Below are 20,125 nucleotides of genomic sequence, written 5' to 3'. Positions count from 1 at the left end.
CTTTATTTTATTATATTTTATCAAGAGTCAAAGAATTATATTCAATATTATCACATGCAAAAAGAGCTATCCCTATAGGAATAGCTCTTTCATCTATTACATAAATCTTTCAAATTGTACTCGTTTATTAATCCAGTACATTACAGGCATACCAATCGCCATAACAACAAATTCACCGATTGCACATGTTAACCAAGTCAACATGAATGGTAAATCAAATGCAAGATGAAGTTCAATTGCAATCATAAACATTGTAATTGTAAAAATGACTGTATTAAAAATCATACGAGCCCAAACACCTTTAATAAATCGCATAGAAATAATCGTTGCAGCTAATGCAAGAATAGATTGCCCTACTCCAAATACTAAATCGTAAGCGATCATAGGTGAAAAAAAGAGATTCGTTAAAAATACACCTAATACAATTCCGTAAATTGCTTTCTTATTAAATACAACGAGATGATTAAACATCTCTGAAATACGAAACTGTACATTCGTAAAGCCAAATGGCTGAATAAGCATAGAAACAGCAATATATAATGCCGCTAAAATACCATTACCGACTAAAGTTCTAATATTCATGACAAAATCTCCTTAGTTTTTTTACGTGGGATGGTTTCGAACCACGTTATTCGTTTTTTAAGCAACAAGATTATATTTTACGCGTTAGCCCCCCTTTCGTCAATAGATTCCTACCATGAACTACCCTTTTTCTTTTAGACAACGTATAATGAAATATATGAAAGATTTAGGAGGTTTTATTTCATGACTGCAACAATTCAAAATGAAAAAGTGATCGTTACCATCTCTGACAAAGGTGCAGAATTACAAAGCGTTCTCTTAAAAGAAGACAATACAGAATACTTATGGCAAGGTGATGCTACTTATTGGGGACGCCGTGCACCAATTTTATTCCCAATCGTCGGCCGATTAGTAGATAATACATACTACGTAGATGGTAAACCTTATTCTTTAACACAACACGGCTTTGCTCGTGATCTTACATTCTCTGTAGAAGAACAAAGTGAAACGAAAATCACCTACATTGTAACTAGTAATGAAGAAACATTAAAAAAATACCCATATGAATTCGAATTACTCGTTTCTTATGAACTAGACGGACAAACCGTTCATGTAACATACGAAGTGAATAACCCTGCTTCAAAAGAGATGTTCTTCTCAATCGGAGCACATCCTGGTTTCAATTTCCCGTTATTAGAGGGCGAGTCATTTACAGATTACCATCTATCTTTTAATGGTCCAGAGCGTTTAGAAACGAGCGTATTAGAAGGACCTTACCTTTCAAATAAGAAGCAACTAATTGCTGAAAGTACGAATGAGTTGCCACTTACATACGACCTATTTAAAAACGATGCACTTATTTTTGAAAATATGAATACAGATGAAATCTCCATCCGTTCTCATAAACATAATAAATTCGTAAAAGTAGAATTTGACGGATTCCCATTTGTCGGCGTATGGACACCAGGCGAGAATGCACCTTTCTTATGTATTGAACCTTGGTACGGAATTGCTGATGAAGTAAATCCAGCAAAAGATTTCAAGGAAAAAAAAGGAATTCAATCTTTACAAGCGAATGAAACATTTACATGTCGTTATAGTATTACAATCGGCTAAGTTACTCTATCCCCTACTTCAAAGAAACATATAGGTAGGGGATCATCTTATCATTTGGAGGTTTCTCATTTTGATTGAAGTATATATTGATGGTGCATCAAAAGGAAATCCTGGTCCTTCTGGTGCAGGCGTATTTATTAAAGGGGTTCAACCCGCTGTACAATTATCATTGCCCCTTGGGACAATGTCCAATCATGAAGCGGAATACCACGCTTTACTTGCGGCATTAAAATATTGCACGGAGCATAATTATAACATTGTCTCTTTTCGTACAGATTCGCAACTTGTTGAGCGAGCTGTCGAAAAAGAATACGCAAAAAATAAAATGTTTGCACCACTATTAGAGGAAGCACTGCAGTACATAAAAAGTTTCGATCTCTTTTTTATTAAGTGGATTCCAAGTAGTCAAAATAAAGTTGCTGATGAGTTAGCTAGAAAAGCTATCTTACAAAATTAACGGGGGTATGAGTGTGAAAAAAGATTGGATTGCTCCTCTTGCTTTATTATTTGTGTCTTTTATTTGGGGAGCTACATTTGTTGTCGTTCAAAATGCTATGTCTTTCGTTGGACCATTTACTTTTAATGGTATACGTTTTTTATTCGCTGGAATCATTTTATTATTCGTTCAAATGATTTTCTCAAAAAAAACTTCAAAACAACATATAAAACAGAGTAGCCTCGCTGGATTAACCGTTGGATTCTTTTTATGCGTCGGCTATGTATTACAAACATTCGGCTTACTTTATACAACTTCTTCAAAAGCTGGTTTCTTAACAGGGCTTAGTATCGTTATGGTACCAATCTTGTCTTTTATCTTTTTAAAACAAAAAGCTACTATTTTTATCGTAATTGGCATTGCTGTAGCAACAGCGGGTTTATATTTATTAACAGCAGGTGATTCTTTTCAATTAAACATTGGAGATATACTCGTTCTCGGTTGTGCAGTTGCTTTCGCTGCTCATATTCTCGTTAACGGCTTCTTCTCTAAAAAAATATCACCTTTATTGTTAAGCACATCGCAAGTATTAGCTGTCGGTATGTTTTCTTCTATTTGCGCCTTTTTGTTTGAAGATTGGGAAAAATTATTTTCAGTAGCACTATGGACGAATTCTTCCTTTTTATTTGCTCTATTTCTAACTTCCCTGTTCGCGACATCCATTGCTTTTTTCATTCAAACATCAGCACAAAAACATACGTCTCCAACGAGAGTAGCAATTATTTTCGCAATGGAGCCCGTTTTCGCTGCCTTAACAGGCGTTCTCGTTGCAAACGAACAACTTTCTATTTCCGCTATTATCGGATGCCTCTGTATTTTCCTAGGCATGATTTTTGTTGAATTACCTTCTAAAACAAAAAAAGAAGCGCAGGCTGCGTGAAGTTACGCTTGTAACTTCCGCATAAAAGCCTTAGCGCTTTTTTTATCTGTAATCTCTTCTTCTTTCAATCGTTCTAATAACGCAACAAAATAACTGCCATCAAACTGCAATTGATGCTTAATTGTCGCTTCTATTGCTGCGTTTACAATGCCATCAGATGCACCCGTATATCCTTGTCCGAACATAATAAATCCTTGTGCTTCCTCTGATAATTTAAATCCTTTCGTATGTAAGAATGAAAGATAATCTTCTACTGTTTGCATGTTATTCCCACCTACTCAAAAATTCTCCACTTCCTATCATACATGTTTTTATACGCCATGAGAATGAAATTTCTTTGACAACTTTGTAAATCAGCCTATACTCTACTTGCAATGGAGGATTTCCTTATAATATGGAGGAATATGTACAGTGGAACTTATTTCATATTAAAGGGGAGACACGATGAAACAAGCACTATTAATTATCGATGCGCAGCAAGAATTAATGGATGGAAATGAACAAGAAAGTGAAGTTTTTCGTAAAACCGAATTATTATCTACACTCAATACAGCCGTGCAGAAAGCAATAGATGCCAATGCCCTTATTGTTTTCGTAAGAGATATCGATGTTGCTTCTGGTAGCGGAGAAGGCTTTGAAGTACATAATCAAATTCAAGTACCTCAATCTGCAATCCTTATTAATAAAGCCGCAACAAATTCATTCTATGGTACTTCTTTACTTGAACTGTTAAAAGAAGAAAAAATTAACCATATCGTTATAGGTGGATGTAAAACAGAACATTGTATCGACACCGCTGTTCGAACAGCAACTGTACAAGGATTTGATGTTACATTAATTAAAAACGGTCATTCCACAACTGATTCTGACGTATTGACTGCAGAACAAATTATCTCTCACCATAATAAAATTCTCCATGGTCATTATAATGTTGATCATTTTTCTATGGTAAGGGATATCGAGGAAGACCTCTTTCAGCCGACTCATAATCAATATCGTGATTAGCGAAAAAGAATCCTTCGTTCAGAAGGATTCTTTTTCACCCAAAAATTTGTGCTGCAATGCTATATAACTCATTATTCCTTTTTAATAATTGACCGCTATTTTTCATCATAATTGGTGGTGTATTCACCTTTTTAAAACCAGTAATCTCTAATACTTTCATGAAATCTTTCTTTCCTTCTAGTACATCAATTCTTAATTTACCATTATGCCCTTTTGCTAAATCATGTACAATTCTCATTGCCATCTCATCATTTTTAGCAACAACCGGTCCTATTATTTTATTTTCTGGTGTTTGTATGCTTAAACCGTAACCTAATACATTTTGTTCTTTGTCCCTTACAACAGTGCACTGTTCACTTTGCATAATTCTTTTCTTTAAAAACTCTTTTCTATTTGTTCCAAACGCATATTCATCTATTTTTATTATTTTTTCTAACTCACCCTCTTCATAGTTCATCACGTAATCTTCATTTCTTACACAATAATCATTCGCATTGTACGAGTTACATATGTAATTAGAAACATAACTTACTGCTCTAAATCCTAATTTTTCATATAAAGGTTTTCCTTCATCCGTAGCAATAAGCATAAATGGAGTTTGAGCTGATACGCTATTCATGCATGAATTTGTAATCATCTTTCCAATTCCTCTTCCCTTATAATCTGGATGTACAATTACCATTCCGATAGATGCCAACGCCTCCCCATATAATATTATTGCTGCGCTAGCAATAAGTTCCTTTCTCTCATTCCATACGCCGTATACAATACCTGAGTTAAAAATTGTTTCAACTTCTTCCCTATTATAATCCCAACCAATATAAGATGATAATGCTACAATATCGCCTATTTGTTCTTCCTTAAGACGATCCACGCTAAATTCCAATTCAATCATACTCCACCCCTTATCTAGCCATCTTCCCAATTCAACTTGTACATGTTACCCTTTATTTGTCACACACATATCCTATTTTGACCAAGACTATATTGTAAGTGAGGTGACAACATGCCCATTACAAATCGATTTTCTACCACCACTAACGGCGCACTTGCGATTACAGGAAACACACTCGGTTTAAGTAAAATCAGTAATCAAAACCGTGCTGGTACAATCGGGGCAATTGGCGCATTTATAACTACCAATACCGCTTTACAAGTAACTTCTTTTCCTGCTGGTACAACATTAAACTATACACAAAATAGTTCTACCGCTCTTTTAAATATACCTGCTGGTAGTACGATTCTTTACGCAGAACTCGTTTGGGGCGGAAACTATTTATCTCGTGATCAAAACATTACGAACGTATTAGGCAATCCTGTTTCTTTTACAACACCTGTTTCAACATACTCGATTACTCCATCGGCTGTTACAGCTTCCAATCAAACATTCGTTTCTGGATCTATCACATTTGGATTCTATACACGTTCTGCAGATGTAACATCCCTCATTCAAGCAGGAGGATCTGGCTCTTATACAACCGGCTCTGTCCCTGGACTTGTAGATCCTATAGATGCTTCTAACGGAACAATTAATTCAGCTGGGTGGACGCTTATCGTCGCTTACCAAAATGGAACATTACCTGCAAGAAATTTAACCATTTATGTAGCAGGCAACCGGGTTTCTGCAGAAACTGGTAGTGCCGATGTATCTGTTTCAGGATTTTTAACACCTTCAGGAGGGCCTGTAAGCGGGAGATTGTTTTTAAGTTCTACCGAAGGAGATGCTGATTTAATTGGGGATCAGGCTCTATTCGGGCCAAATTTCAGTTCATTAAATGCCTTATCTGGACCTAACAATGCTGTAAATAATTTCTTCGGTTCTCAAATTAATAATGCCGCTGGAAACTTAGATACAACCGGGACATTTGGAACGCGAAATCAAAGTGCTTCTACAGGTACAAACATCTCCGCTGGAAGACAGGGCTGGGACATTACTTCCATTGATATTTCTCCTTATTTAACAAATTCTCAAGTGTCCGCCGCAATCCGTTTAACAACTAACGGAGACGCATATATGTTGAATACAGTCGGTTTACAAATCAACATAAATTCACCTAACATACAAGCAACAAAAAGCGTGAATAAAAGTGTTGCAGCAATTGGAGACGTTCTCACTTATACAGTTACTATCCCTAATACAGGGCTTCTCCCCGCCAATAACGTTATTTTTACAGACATTCTTCCTAACGGTACTTCCTTTATACCTGGAACTGTAACAGTAGATAATGTCCCGCAAACGAATGCAAATCCGGCCGCTGGTATATCTCTTGGAACCATTAATAACAGCGCTTCTCGTACAGTAACTTTCCAAGCTACTGTCGTTTCTTTTCCAAATCAAAATCCTATCTCCAACACTGCTAATATTACATTTCAATATACACCAATCGCTGGAGGAACGACTTTTAACGGTCTTGCAACAAGCAACTCTGCTGGAACACAAGTTAACCTCGCAGATATTAATGGCACAAAATCAGTTAACAAACTTTTTACCGATATTGGTGAAACGTTAACTTACAGTATCGCCTTAGCTAATATAGGGAATATTGCTGCAACGAACGTTATATATACGGATCCGATTCCTAGCGGGACTACTTTCGTTCCAGGAAGTGTAACTGTTAACGGAATTACGCAAGCTGGAGCGAATCCCGCAAATGGTATATCAATTGGGTCTATTGCTGCTAATTCTACGACTACTATTTCATTCCAAGTATCCGTTCCATCTATCCCCCAAACAAACCCCATATTAAATAGCGGGACTACAACTTATCAATACATTCCTGTACCAAATCAACCGGCAGTAAGCGGGACTGATACGACGAATATTGTCTCCACTCAAGTGAATAATGCTACTGTAACAATGACAAAAGCGGTAGATAAAAATTTTGCCGATATTGGTGATACACTAACGTACACCGTTTCCTTTACAGGTACAGGTAATACAAGTGCAAACAATGTTATGTTTACAGATGCCATTCCTACTGGAACCACTTTTGTCCTTAACAGTTTAACAATAGATGGCACAACACAAGTGGGAGCAAATCCCGCTAACGGTGTGAACATTGGATCGATCCCAACTGGTACAACAAAAAATGTTTCATTTCAAGTAGTTGTAAATACAATACCCACGCTAAATGTCGTATCTAATGGATCAAGCGCTTCTTATCAGTACACTGTCAATCCAAGCCAATCACCCGTTACAAAAAACATTTCTTCTAATCTCGTTTCCACTCAAATTAACAATGCGAATTTAGCATTAACAAAATCAACAAATAAACAATTTGCTACAATCGGCGATACAATCAGTTATACAATCCTTATCTCAAACAGTGGAAATACAGCTGCAACGAACGTACAACTAACAGATCCACTTCCAAATGGGACAATATTGACTCCAGGTACTGTAACACTAAACGGTGTTTTGCAAAATGTAAATTCTCTCGTTGCTTTGCCTATTGGCACAATTCCCGGCGGAGCTACTTTTACACTTTCTTTCCAAGTAACTGTCATCAATATTACCGCCCAAAATCCTATCATTAACAATGCTTTCGCTTCTTATTTATACACTGTAAATCCTAGTCTGCCACCAAATTCAAAAACAGCAAATTCTAATTCTGTTACATCAACAATTAGACTAGCAAACCTTCAAGCTACTAAATCTGTAGATAAAACGTTTGCGGAAGTTGGAGATGTATTAACTTACACCTTTGCTCTTACAAACAATGGGAATGTTACAGCAAACAATGTAGTACTATCCGATTCAATAGCGAACGGGACTTCCTTTGTACCGAACAGTGTTATCGTTAACGGTGTTACTCAGCCGGGCGCAACACCAGCTAGCATCAATATTGGTAGCATCAATGCTAATACTACGATTACAGCTTCATTCCAAGTATTAATCACTAGCATTCCAAACCCAAACCCTATTTCGAATAGTGCCTCCATTTCTTATAACTTTATTGTTGATCCAAACGCTTCGCCTGTAAGTAAGAACACTACTTCAACTACTACATTTACGCAAGTAAACGATGCAAATGTCATTTCAGCTAAAACAGTAGATAAAGGGTTCGCTACTGTAGGGGATGTATTAACTTATACCGTCGTTTTAACGAATGCAGGAAGTGTTTCTGCTGATAGTCCTACTTTCGTAGATACAAATCCAGACGGCACTACCTTTATCCAAAACACTTTCCTGATTAATGGTGTACTCCAAAATAACGCCGATCCAAATGTCGGTGTTCCGTTACCTTCCATTCCTGCTAACGGCTCACTTACCGTCTCTTATCAAGTAACTGTCACCTCTTTACCAACACAAAACCCAACAATAAATTCATCTAGTACACAATATAGCTTTATTCTAAATCCGGGCGATCCACCAACTATAGAAACATCTTTAAGTAATACTGTAAGTACACAAATTAATGTAGCAAATGTAGTTATTGTCAAACAGGTAGATTTAACTATTGCTGATGTTGGGCAACCAATCACATATACCATTGCCCTAGCTAACCCAGGAAATACTCCAGCGAATAATGTAGTTGTTACCGATATACTCCCTTCCGGCACAACTCTCGTACCAAATAGTATTTTTATTGGCGGTGCTTTACAGCTAGGTGCAGACCCAAGTACCGGTCTTCAAGTCGGGACAATTCCTGCTGGTGGATTTACAACGATTGTTTTTCAAATAAGCGCAAGTAGTTTGCCTACACAAAATCCAATTCAAAACAGTGCTGCACTGCAATATAACTTTATTGCTGACCCAAATTTACCTGCTGTTGTGAGAAATGCTACTAGTAATATAGTAACGACACAAATTAATACTGCTAATATTGTCGCTACGAAACTAACAAGTACAAATTTCGCTGATGTTGGCGATGTCATAACTTATGCAACAATTTTAACGAATAACGGCAATATCCCTGCCTCCAATGTAACGTTTACAGATATCATTCCAGCTGGTACCATCTTCCTTCCTAACACTGTAACGATTAACGGTATCCCTATAGCTAATGCAAACCCTGCTAATGGCATTTTAATTGGTACAATAGGAGCGAATTCATCACGTACTGTCTCATTCCAAGTTTCTGTACCAACTATTCCTAGTCCAAATCCGATTACGAATCAATCGAGCACTACATTCCAATACATGTACGACGCATCCAAACCAATTGTAACGCAGATGGTGGCATCTAACACCGTACAGACAACTATTAATAATGCTACAATTGCCGCTGTAAAATCGGCAGATAAACAGTTTGCTAACGTAAATGATATGATTACGTACACGACTACTTTAACGAATAACGGGAACACACTTGCATCAAATGTAATTTTTACAGATGTAATTCCAAACGGAACATCATTTATCCCTAATAGTGTAACAGTAAATGGAAATACACTCCCTAATACAAATCCAGCAAGTGGAATTGCAATTGATCCAATAAACCCTAATACAAGTGCAACAATCTCATTTCAAATAATAGTAAATTCCATTCCTAGTCCAAATCCAATCCCGAACCAAAGCAATACAGCGTACCAATATGTCATAGATCCTAACTTACCTCCAGCATCCGCTAATGCGTTAAGTAACGTAATAACAACTCAAATTAATAACGCTACAATCGTCGCTACGAAGTCAGTAAATACACCGACAGCTGCAATTGGGGATATCGTTACTTATACGATTGCCGTTACGAATACAGGAAATATTCCTGCTAGTGCTACAGTTTTAACAGATGGACTCGGCGCAGGCGCTTCATTTGTCCAAAACTCTGTAACTATCAATAATATTCCGCAGCCGGGTTTAGATCCATCACTTGGTATTCACTTAGCAGATATTCCCCCAGGAGATACTGTATTCATTACTTTTCAAGCACAAATTTTAGCGATACCACCTAGTGGCACATTAACAAATAATGCTCTTGTAAATTATGAGTATACCGTGAACCCAAACCAATCACCTGCTGTTGATAGCACAATTACGAATACGACGGTTACTCCAATTATTGATGCTACTTTAGTTTTAAATAAAAATGCGAGTACAACTTTCGCTACAATTGGTGATACGATTACATTCACTTCATCTATTACAAACACAGGAAATACTACTGCGAACAACATTGTGTTTACAGATTCCATTCCAAATGGTACTACCTTTGTCCCAAATAGCTTTAAAATAAATGGTGTAACCGTCCCAAATGCAAATCCGCAAAACGGTATCAATATTGGTAACTTGAATGCAAATGCATCGATTACACTCAATTTTCAAGTAAACATTACAACGCTGCCAAACCCGAATCCAATTCCGAACAAATCATCGCTTCAATATAACTTTATTGTTGATATAAATGAGCCGCCTGTTTCCCGAACAGTTCAATCCAATAAAACCTTTACACAAGTAAATACTGCTTCCGTTATCGCAACAAAAACTGCAAGCAGTGCATTTGCTGCTGTTGGAGATACAATTACGTATACAACTACCCTCACTAATAGCGGAAATACTACCGCAAACACACCTGTTTTTATCGATATATTACCACCCGAACTTTCATTCGTTCCTGATAGTGTACAAATTAACTCCATCCCACAACTTGGATTTAGACCAGATAGCGGAATCTCTTTAGACGCAATTCCAGTTGGAGGAACGATAACAATTAGCTTTCAAGCTATTATTGGCTCAATACCAGCTACAAATCCAACATTGAACCAATCTAGCACAACATACTCTATCATTGTTGATCCTAACCAGCCGCCGGTGACAGAAACAGCTACAAGTAATCCAACTTTAGTTCAAATTAACGAAGCGATTATTCAAGCAACGAAAAGTGTGGATCGACTATTTTCTGACATTGCACCTGGAAATTCATTTTTAACGTATACTGTTTTATTAGAAAATATAGGGAACACAACTGCTACGAATATCATTTTTACAGATCCGACTCCAAATAATACAATATTTATAGAAGATAGCGTTCGAGTAGGTGGGGTTTTATTACCTGGAGTAAATCCAGCGAACGGGATACCAATTGGGGATATTATTGCAGGAGATTTTATAAATGTTACCTTCCGTGTGCAAGTAGTTAGCATCCCAAATCCTATTTTTACAATCGGACCTGGAGGACCAAACTCACCAGTTGTAAACGGTGCTTCTATTGATTATCAATTTATGACAGGACCTAATTTACCACTTGTTTCACGAAATACGACATCTAATTCTGTTTCGACACAAATAAATTCTGGGGAAATTGTGGCAATCAAATCTGTAGATAAAACTTTCGCAACGATTGGCGATACAATTTCTTATACAATTACATTAAGCAACCCTGGAAATGTCACTTCACAAAATATAATTTTCACGGATACTTTACCTGATGGAACGGCATTCATATCTGGCACTCTTACAAACGATTCTGGTACACAGCAAATCGGAAATCCATCTAACGGGATTCAGATTGGAAATATAAACCCAAATGGAACGGCCGTGATTACTCTTAATGTACTTGTTACAAACATTCCAAGTATAAATCCAATTTCTAATTTTAGTTCTGTACAATTTGCACATGTGGTTGATCCTAGCCAACCTGCCGTAACACAAACGAATGTATCTAATTCTGTTTCGACAACAATTAATAGTGCAATATTAACGACCCAAAAAAGCGTTGATAAATCTATCATTTCTGTTGGAGATACGATTACGTATACAACAACTATTACAAATACAGGAAATACGACTGCAACGAATATAACGTTCACGAGCGCAATTCCAGCTAACACTACCTTTATACCAAACTCAGTCAAAATAAATGGGGTTCAGCAATCTGGTGCGCAACCAGCACTTGGAGTAACTATACCAAATATCGCTCCTGGTGAAACAGTAACCGTTACTTTCCAAGCAACTGTTCTTTCTGTTCCCCCTTCAAGTTCAATTATGGGTAGTGACACAATTTTATATTCTTATACTGTCGATCCAAACGGAACTCCTATTACAACTTCTACTTCAACGAATATCGTTACAAACCCGGTACTAGATGCTATGATAACGATGGTGAAATCTGTAGATCAAACAATTGTAACACTAGGTGATACCATTACCTATACGACACTTTTGACAAATATCGGTAATACAAACGCTACGAATATTACTTTCACTGATCTTATACCAAATGGTACAACGTTTATTACTGATAGCGTTACAATAGGTGGCATTACACAAATCGGGCTCAATCCTAATACCGGCATAACAATTGGATCAATTGCTCCTAACAGCTCAATATCTATAGCATTTCAAGTTACCGCTACTTCTACACCAGCCCAAAATCCTATTGCCAATTCCGCTACTGCTTCTTACACATTTATCGCTGATCCAAATGCACCAGTTGTTTCAAGAAATGTTACTTCAAACACCACATTTACTACAATTAATACAGCTACCATTCTTTCATCTAAACAAGTTGATAAAGCATTTAGCCACATCGGAGATACACTCACTTATACTGTCACTTTAACAAACAATGGAAATTCATCTGCACAAAATGTTATTTTCACAGATACTATGCCGAGCGGAACTACATTTATTGCAAACACATTTTCCATTAATGGAGTTCCTCAAAGTGGTGCGAATCCAGTAAACGGTGTAAATATTGGACCGATAACAGCGGGGGCTACAGTAAATGTTTCCTTCCAAGTAAACGTGACCTCATTACCAACCGAAAACCCAATTGTAAATTTCTCATCAACATCTTATCAATTAATCTCACCGCCTGATACAGAAACTTCAATTAGCAATCCTGTTTCAACGCAAATTAAAGAAGCCATATTATCTATGACGAAGAATGAAAGTGCATCCTTTGCAGATATCGGGCAAACTGCTTTTTACACTACTTCTATTTCGAATATAGGAAATACAGATGCAACTAATATTGTATTCACAGATGTATTACCAAATGGAGTCACATTTGTTCCTAACACATTAACTGTCGATGGTGTTTTACAACCTGACGCGAATCCAAATACAGGTTTATTACTTGCAACACTTCCGCCTAATGAAATATATAGTATCGTCTTTCAAGTTATAGTGAACAGCATTCCCCCTATTAATCCAGCACCAAATACAGCATCAACGACATATGAGTTTATTGTTGATCCTGTTAACCCTCCATTGTCGAGTTCAGCTACTTCCAACACTACGCTTCTTCAAATAAATAATGCAAATATTATAAGTACAAAAACGGCAGATCTTACCTTTGCGGATGTTAGTAATACAATAACATTTACACTTAACCTCCCTAATACCGGGAATGTGGCTGCAACTGATGTTACCGTCATCGATATACTTGATAGCAATTTAAGTTTCGTTCCAAATAGTTTCACAGTTAATGGGCAAACCATTCCAAATGCTGATTTATCTACTGGTGTTAATATCGGTTCCATTAATGGTGGTAATACGGCAATTGTCACATTCCAAGCAACTGTTACTACACTTCCTACACTTAATCCTATTTCTAATTCTGCTTCTATCACATATCATTATGTCGTTGACCCTAGCCAGCCATCTATTACAACTTCTAATCAATCTAATACAACAACCACACAAATTAATAGCGCTATCCTTACTGCACAAAAAAATTCAAATGTATCTACGGTTGACATTGGGCAAGATATTGTCTACTCCGTTACAATTACAAATAGCGGAAATGTTAGTGCAACAAATGTTATTTTTACCGATCTTATTCCAGATGGAACTTCATTTGAACCGAATAGTTTTACACTTAACGGAACTAGCATCCCAACTGCAGATATCGTTACAGGAGTTCCAATTGGTGATATCGCGCCAAACCAATCTGTCATTGTGGCATTTAATATTATCGCAGATGAAATCCCGCCTATAAATCCAATTACCAATCAAGCTAGCGTTAACTTTCAACATATCGTTAATCCGGCTAATCCACCAGTTTCAAAAAATATTACTTCTACTACTGTTTCAACAAAAATCGAAAGTGCAATTTTAAACACGATTAAAATCGGAGATAAAGCTTTTGCAACGATTGGTGATACGATTACGTATACAACTACGATTACGAATACAGGAAATATTCCAGCTAACAACGTTGTTTTCTCAGACCCTTTACCTTCATGGACACAATTTGTTACAGGATCAGTTGTTGTTGACGGTACTTCATTACCATCCGCTTCTATCACCAGCGGTATTGGCATAAATACAGTCAATCCAGATCAAACTGTAACAATCATATTCCAAGTTCAAATTGTAAGCAATCCGACAACATTCACTCCTGAACTCCAAAACTTAGCATTTGTGAACTTCCAATATAACGTAGGCAATGCATTACAGGCTCAGCCTGGCAACGTGGAAACGAACGTCTTCGTTATTTCTATTCATTCAGCAATACTTTCAGCTGTAAAAACTGCTAGTACAGCCTTTGCAAATATTGGCGACACGATCACTTATACCGTTTTAATTCAAAATAGCGGCAATACAAATGCTACGAATGTAAATTTCTCAGACCTCATTCCAGCAGGAACGACCTTTATTGAAAATAGTTTTACTGTAAATGGAAATACCATTCCAGGTGCAAATCCAAATAGTGGAGTTACTATCGGGACCGTTAGCGCGGGTAGTTCCTTAACTGTTACTTTCCAAGTCATAGTTACATCTACTCCACCTTCAAATCCAATTACAAACGTTGCATCTATTCAATATGCATTCATCGTTGATCCGGCGGCTCCTCCTGTTACCGGCACAATAACTTCTAATAGCGCTTCAACACAAATTAATAACGCGACTGTTACAACTATTTTAGAGGCAAATCGAACAATCGTATCTATCTTAGATATCATTACGTATACAGCAACATTAACGAATACTGGGAACTTCCCTGCAAACTCTGTATTACTCATTAACGGTGTTCCTGAAGGGGCATTATTTGTTCCAAATAGTGTCACGCTTAACGGGATTTCACTTCCAGATGCAAGTCCAACTCTCGGTATTCCAGTTGGTATTATCGCACCAGGTGATTCTGCTACGATTACGTTCCAATTTCTTGCAAACTCTATTCCACCGCAAGGAGCAATTATAAATCAAGCACTTACAAGTTACACGTATATTGTCGATCCGAGTCAACCTCCAGTTACAGCAACCTCCTCATCTAATACGGTTAGTACAGCTGTCGTTGATGCATCGCTGTCTGTAATTAAAAATACAGATTCTCTCGTACAATCTACTAACGGTACAATCACTTACACTGTAGTCGTTCAAAATAACGGGAATACAACTGCAAATACAGTTACTTTAACAGATTTGGTCCCAGAAGGAACTACATTTATTCCGAATAGCGTAACCATTAATGACGTTTCAGCTCCAGGTGCCGATCCAAACGTAGGGATACCATTAAACTCCATAGCGCCTTCAGACATTATCACCATAACATTCCAAGTGATCGTTCAATCCATTCCAAGCGTAAATCCAATTTCTAATATAGCCCGTATTGCCTATACTTTTATCGCCGATCCAACCGCTCCTATCATCTCTCGAACAATAACGTCTAATCCAGCAGTCACACAAATTTCGGATGCGAATGTTCTTTCATTAAAAGCAGTCAATGCACAACAAGCAACAACAGGTGATATTTTGACTTATACGATAACGCTAGAGAATACCGGAAATATTCCTGCTTCAAATCTTATATTTTCAGATACTCTTCCAGAAGGGACTACATTCGTAGACAATAGTTTTACACTTAACGGAACAGCTATACTTGGTGCCAATCCAAATGCAGGTGTTACTTTGCCTAACCTAGCAGCAAACGCTACTCACCTTATTTCGTTCCAAATTCTTATTAACGATCCATTCTCGCAACAATCGATTACAAATCAATCTAATACAACATATACAATTCAACTAGATCCAGGGAAACCGCCTATTACGGAAACATCTACTAGTAATATCGTCATTACAAATTTCGTGCAAGCACAATTAACAATTACAAAAACATCCAATCCAACAACTGTAGATATTGGTGGAACGATCCTTTATATTTCTGAAGTGAAAAATATCGGCAATGTTGACGCAATAAATATTATTTTTACAGATTCGATTCCAGCTGGGACTACATTCGTTCCCGACAGTGTCACAATTAACGGTGTACTTCAGCCTGATACAAATCCAGAAAACGGAATATCAATTGGAACGATCCCATCAAATAGTTCCAAAACAATACTATTTCAAGTACAAACAAACAATCCACCTACTGAAACCGAAATTGTAAATCAATCTTCAGCAACGTACCAATATGTAAGCATTCCTACAGCTCCCCCAGTGAATCGCTCTGCAACCTCTAATATCGTTACAACATCACTTCAAAATGCAAATATTATTTCTGTTAAGCAGGCAGATGTTACTTTCGTATCCATCGGGCAAAATATTACCTACACAAATACACTACAAAATATAGGAACTGTTCCGGCTAACAATACATTGTTCATTGACAATATTCCAGAAGGTACGATATTCATTGAAGATAGCTTATCAATAAATAATGTCATTCAGCCTGGTGCGAACCCTGAAAATGGAATAACTCTTGGCACGATACAACCAGATGAAACAGTCACTATTTCATTCCAAGTACAACTTACAAGTATACCTCCTGGCAATACAGTCATTAACATTTCAGACACTTCGTATGAATACCAAATTGAGCCTAGTTCTCCAATTATTCAGCGTAGATCGTTATCAAATGCAGTAAATACTGAAATCCGTACAGCAAATATTAGTGCACTTAAATCTGCTAACAGATCTATTACACGCATCGGTCAAATCATCACATATACAGTCGCAGTTACAAACGCTGGTACAGTACCTATTACAAATACTCTCCTAATTGACGCAATTGCTGCTGGCACCACATTCATTCCAAATAGCATTCTTGTAGATGGTATACCAAGACCTAACGAGAATCCAATTACTGGAATCACCCTTAATATTATCCTTCCAAACAATACAATTATCGTTACATTTCAAGTAAATGTAGTCTCTATACCTCCTCAAAATAACATTAATAATATCGCCGTCATCCACTATGAGTATCAGCCAGACCCAAGCTTACCACCAATTTCAGAAACGACATCTTCCAATACTACAAATATACAATTTATTGATGCTATTCTTATCGCTACAAAATCTGCTAATACAATATTAGCTAATATTGATGAAACTATTGAATATACAGTACTCATTCAAAATAACGGATCCACTACAACTAACTCCATCTTTTTTACAGATACGATAGAAGATGGAACAGTCTTTATTCCAGGAAGTGTAATAGTTAACAACACGGTACTTCCTGCAGCAGATCCAAATATCGGTTTTTCTATTCCTAATATTGCGTCAAGTCAAGCAACTACAATAACGTTCCAAGTTTCCGTTACGAATTTACCTGCTGTAAACCCAACACCTAATACTGCAAACATCGTCTACGACTTTATTTTCAATCCTGACTTTGCACCAATTCAAAAATCGACTACTTCCAACACTACTTTCGTTCAAATTAATGATGCTGATATCATTTCACTTAAAACTGTTGATTTGACTTCTGTAACAATTGGTGACATTTTAACTTATACAACAACTTTAACGAATACAGGGAATACAGATGCCACTGCTGTTGTATTTACAGACAATATTCCTGGTGGAACTACCTTTATTGACGGTAGCGTTTTAGTAAATAACATTCCGCAGCTTAACGCCAATCCAAGTACCGGTATACTTGTAGGAACGATTGCTCCTAACATTTCTATCCCAGTCACATTTTCTGTTACCGTCATAGCGCTTCCAGCTAGCGGCCATGTTCAAAATCAATCAACTTCTCGTTATACGATAAATGGAGAAGAACAAATATCGACTAGTAATATTACCTTCACTGAAGTTATTACTGCTACTGTAGTCGCAACAAAAACAACGCCTATCCAATACGCTGACTTACAAACGATTATCCCTTACACAATTTCCATCACAAACAATGGGAATATACAAGTAGAAAACATTATCATGACAGATATCATCCCAGCAAATACGAACTTTATAGAGAACAGTGTTATTGCGAATGGCAACGCTCGTCCAAATGACAATCCACTTAGCGGGATACAAATTGATAACATTCCGCCTAATACAACAGCAACTATTCTATTCCAAGTACGTGTTACTTCAATCCCACAAACAAATCCAATTTCTAACACGAGTACAATTAAATTTCAATACACATTACCAGATCGACCACCTATTACAGAAACTATTATTTCATCAGCTGCCGTAACAGAAATTAATCACGCGACTTTAAATAGTAATAAAGCTGTTGACCTGGCATTTGCAACTGTCGGTGATACGTTAACGTATACGATTACACTCAATCAAACTGGTAATGTTGCAGCAAATGATGTAGTCATTCAAGATATGATTCCTCAAGGTACTACGTTTATAGAAAATAGCGTGATTGTAAACGGAAAAACGCTTCCGGGAGTTAATCCAGTAAGCGGTATACCAATTGACACTATAATTGTTGGTGGAGATGCTATCGCTTCATTCCACGTTTTTGTGACTTCTATCCCAACACCAAATGAACTTAACAACAATGCAATTACTACCTTTAACTATACTGTCAATCCAAATAACGCACCTGTTACAAATACAACCACAACAAATACTGTCACAACAACCGTCCAAAATGATAATGTCATTGCGATAAAAGCTGTTGATTTCACGAGTGCCTTACCTGGTCAAACTTTAACTTACACCATTACGATTACTAATAGTGGTAATATCACTATTGAAGATCTTCTTCTAGTAGACACAGCACCAGTAGATACGACATTCGTTATTGGTAGTGTTACAATTAACGGAATCAATCAACCTAATACGAATCCTGAAAATGGTATTACATTAGGAACTCTTGCTCCTAATGACTCTGTTATTATTACATTCCAAGTAACAATCTCTTCTTCTACTCTTCAATCTACAATCAATAACGATGCGACTGTTTCCTACACGCCTATTGTCGGTCCAATCGAACCACCTATTACGATTACAAGGCAAATAAATACCGTTACAAAGCAAACAAATACTGTTACAAAGCAAACAAATACTGTTACAACGACAATCATTGATCCGATGATTCATATGGAAAAAACAGCAGACAAATCAATTGTCGTGATAGGAGATATTATTACTTTCACATTAGAGATATTTAATGATTCTCCAATCCCAACAGTAAGTACTTCCGTTATAGATACCATTCCAGCTGGTACAACATTTATAGAAAACAGTGTTACGATTAACGGTACTCCGGTTCCAAATGTCCGTCCAGACACAGGTATGAATATCGGATCTTTACCTGCAGATGCAGTAGCAATACTAACATTTAAAGTGCTCGTAACTTCTATTCCTTCAAACAGTTCAATTATAAATTCTGCAACAGTTACAGCCGCTTTCCAATTGACGCCACAGGAGCCGATTATTACTTTTATCGTTAATTCGAATATTGTTCGTATACCAGTTCAATTTGTAAATGCGACAGTCACGAAAAACGCTTCCGTCAGCTCAGCTTATTTCAATCAATATTTTGATTACACGGTGCGTATTACAAATACTTCTGAGATTTCACTCTTAAATATTTCGTTACAGGATACTATTCCAGTAGGTTTACAATTTATAAACGGCACTGTCTTCATTAACGAAGAACGCTCTCCACTAGCGAATCCGAATATCGGTTTCCTAGTCGCTACTAATTTGGAACCGAACGAAACAATTATCGTGTTATTCACAGTACAAGTAATAAGTCCACCTGTTACTAATGAGTTTAAAAATACAGCTAATATTTCGTTACAACTTCAAGTCTCGCCTACCGATCCACCAATTACAGTAACCGTTACAAGTAACGAAAACATCGTCACTTTTGTTCCAGAAAACGAAGATGAAATAGTTCCAAATTTAAATTGCTTCTTTGACGGGGAACGTTTTATACGCATTACTCCTCGGAATATACGAAACTACCTTTGGACTTGGATTTGGTGGCGTTAATAAATAAAATTAAAAGAGTGCAGCT

General features: G+C 36.9%; 8 protein-coding genes and 1 riboswitch. Of the genes, 5 read left to right on the top strand and 3 right to left on the bottom strand.

The genetic code is table 11. The annotated features are described in order from the left end of the window. Positions 1 to 96 precede the first annotated feature (96 nt). Positions 97 to 582, bottom strand: coding sequence for a QueT transporter family protein (locus PDQ40_RS01180; protein ID WP_001026465.1), 486 nt, complete (start codon positions 580 to 582; stop codon positions 97 to 99). 6 nt (positions 583 to 588) lie between these two features. After that, positions 589 to 633, bottom strand: a riboswitch (PreQ1 riboswitch). Between the two features lie 132 nt (positions 634 to 765). Between PDQ40_RS01180 and PDQ40_RS01175 the strand changes: the two genes are divergently transcribed. The 3 genes from PDQ40_RS01175 to PDQ40_RS01165 all read left to right on the top strand — a co-directional run bounded on the left by PDQ40_RS01175 (position 766) and on the right by PDQ40_RS01165 (position 3,014). Beyond that, complete coding sequence (locus PDQ40_RS01175; RefSeq protein WP_000127426.1) at positions 766 to 1,638, top strand: aldose 1-epimerase family protein; 873 nt, start codon at positions 766 to 768, stop codon at positions 1,636 to 1,638. Positions 1,639 to 1,708: 70 nt separating this feature from the next. Beyond that, positions 1,709 to 2,095 carry a reverse transcriptase-like protein gene (locus tag PDQ40_RS01170; RefSeq protein ID WP_000573873.1) on the top strand — a complete coding sequence of 129 codons (387 nt, stop codon included), beginning with the start codon at positions 1,709 to 1,711 and terminating at the stop codon, positions 2,093 to 2,095. A 13-nt stretch (positions 2,096 to 2,108) separates the two neighbouring features. Next, positions 2,109 to 3,014: a DMT family transporter gene (locus PDQ40_RS01165; protein WP_000711158.1), complete on the top strand. Its 906-nt coding sequence runs from the start codon at positions 2,109 to 2,111 to the stop codon at positions 3,012 to 3,014. Between the two features lie 2 nt (positions 3,015 to 3,016). On the opposite strand, the gene PDQ40_RS01160 is transcribed toward PDQ40_RS01165, so the two are convergent. Then, on the bottom strand, positions 3,017 to 3,277 hold the full coding sequence (locus PDQ40_RS01160; RefSeq protein WP_001195212.1) for a DUF6123 family protein: 261 nt from the start codon (positions 3,275 to 3,277) through the stop codon (positions 3,017 to 3,019). Between the two features lie 181 nt (positions 3,278 to 3,458). Between PDQ40_RS01160 and PDQ40_RS01155 the strand changes: the two genes are divergently transcribed. Next, complete coding sequence (locus tag PDQ40_RS01155; protein WP_000806354.1) at positions 3,459 to 4,019, top strand: cysteine hydrolase family protein; 561 nt, start codon at positions 3,459 to 3,461, stop codon at positions 4,017 to 4,019. A gap of 34 nt (positions 4,020 to 4,053) precedes the next feature. On the opposite strand, the gene PDQ40_RS01150 is transcribed toward PDQ40_RS01155, so the two are convergent. After that, on the bottom strand, positions 4,054 to 4,914 hold the full coding sequence (locus tag PDQ40_RS01150) for a GNAT family N-acetyltransferase (RefSeq protein ID WP_270691180.1): 861 nt from the start codon (positions 4,912 to 4,914) through the stop codon (positions 4,054 to 4,056). A 111-nt stretch (positions 4,915 to 5,025) separates the two neighbouring features. Between PDQ40_RS01150 and PDQ40_RS01145 the strand changes: the two genes are divergently transcribed. Next, a complete protein-coding gene (locus PDQ40_RS01145) occupies positions 5,026 to 20,100 on the top strand; it encodes a DUF7507 domain-containing protein (protein ID WP_270691179.1) in 15,075 nt (5,024 codons plus the stop codon). Positions 20,101 to 20,125 lie beyond the last annotated feature (25 nt).

The sequence above is a fragment of the Bacillus cereus group sp. Bc061 genome (assembly GCF_027715825.1).
Lineage (GTDB): Bacteria > Bacillota > Bacilli > Bacillales > Bacillaceae_G > Bacillus_A > Bacillus_A paranthracis.
This window is presented reverse-complemented; position numbering and strand designations above follow the sequence as displayed.

Excerpts from the sequence above, each read along its gene's own strand:
- PDQ40_RS01180 (WP_001026465.1), bottom strand. The coding sequence starts at position 582 with ATGAATATTAGAACTTTAGTCGGTAATGGTATTTTAGCGGCATTATAT.
- PDQ40_RS01175 (WP_000127426.1), top strand. The coding sequence starts at position 766 with ATGACTGCAACAATTCAAAATGAAAAAGTGATCGTTACCATCTCTGAC.
- PDQ40_RS01160 (WP_001195212.1), bottom strand. The coding sequence starts at position 3,277 with ATGCAAACAGTAGAAGATTATCTTTCATTCTTACATACGAAAGGATTT.
- PDQ40_RS01155 (WP_000806354.1), top strand. The coding sequence starts at position 3,459 with ATGAAACAAGCACTATTAATTATCGATGCGCAGCAAGAATTAATGGAT.
- PDQ40_RS01150 (WP_270691180.1), bottom strand. The coding sequence starts at position 4,914 with ATGATTGAATTGGAATTTAGCGTGGATCGTCTTAAGGAAGAACAAATA.
- PDQ40_RS01145 (WP_270691179.1), top strand. The coding sequence starts at position 5,026 with ATGCCCATTACAAATCGATTTTCTACCACCACTAACGGCGCACTTGCG.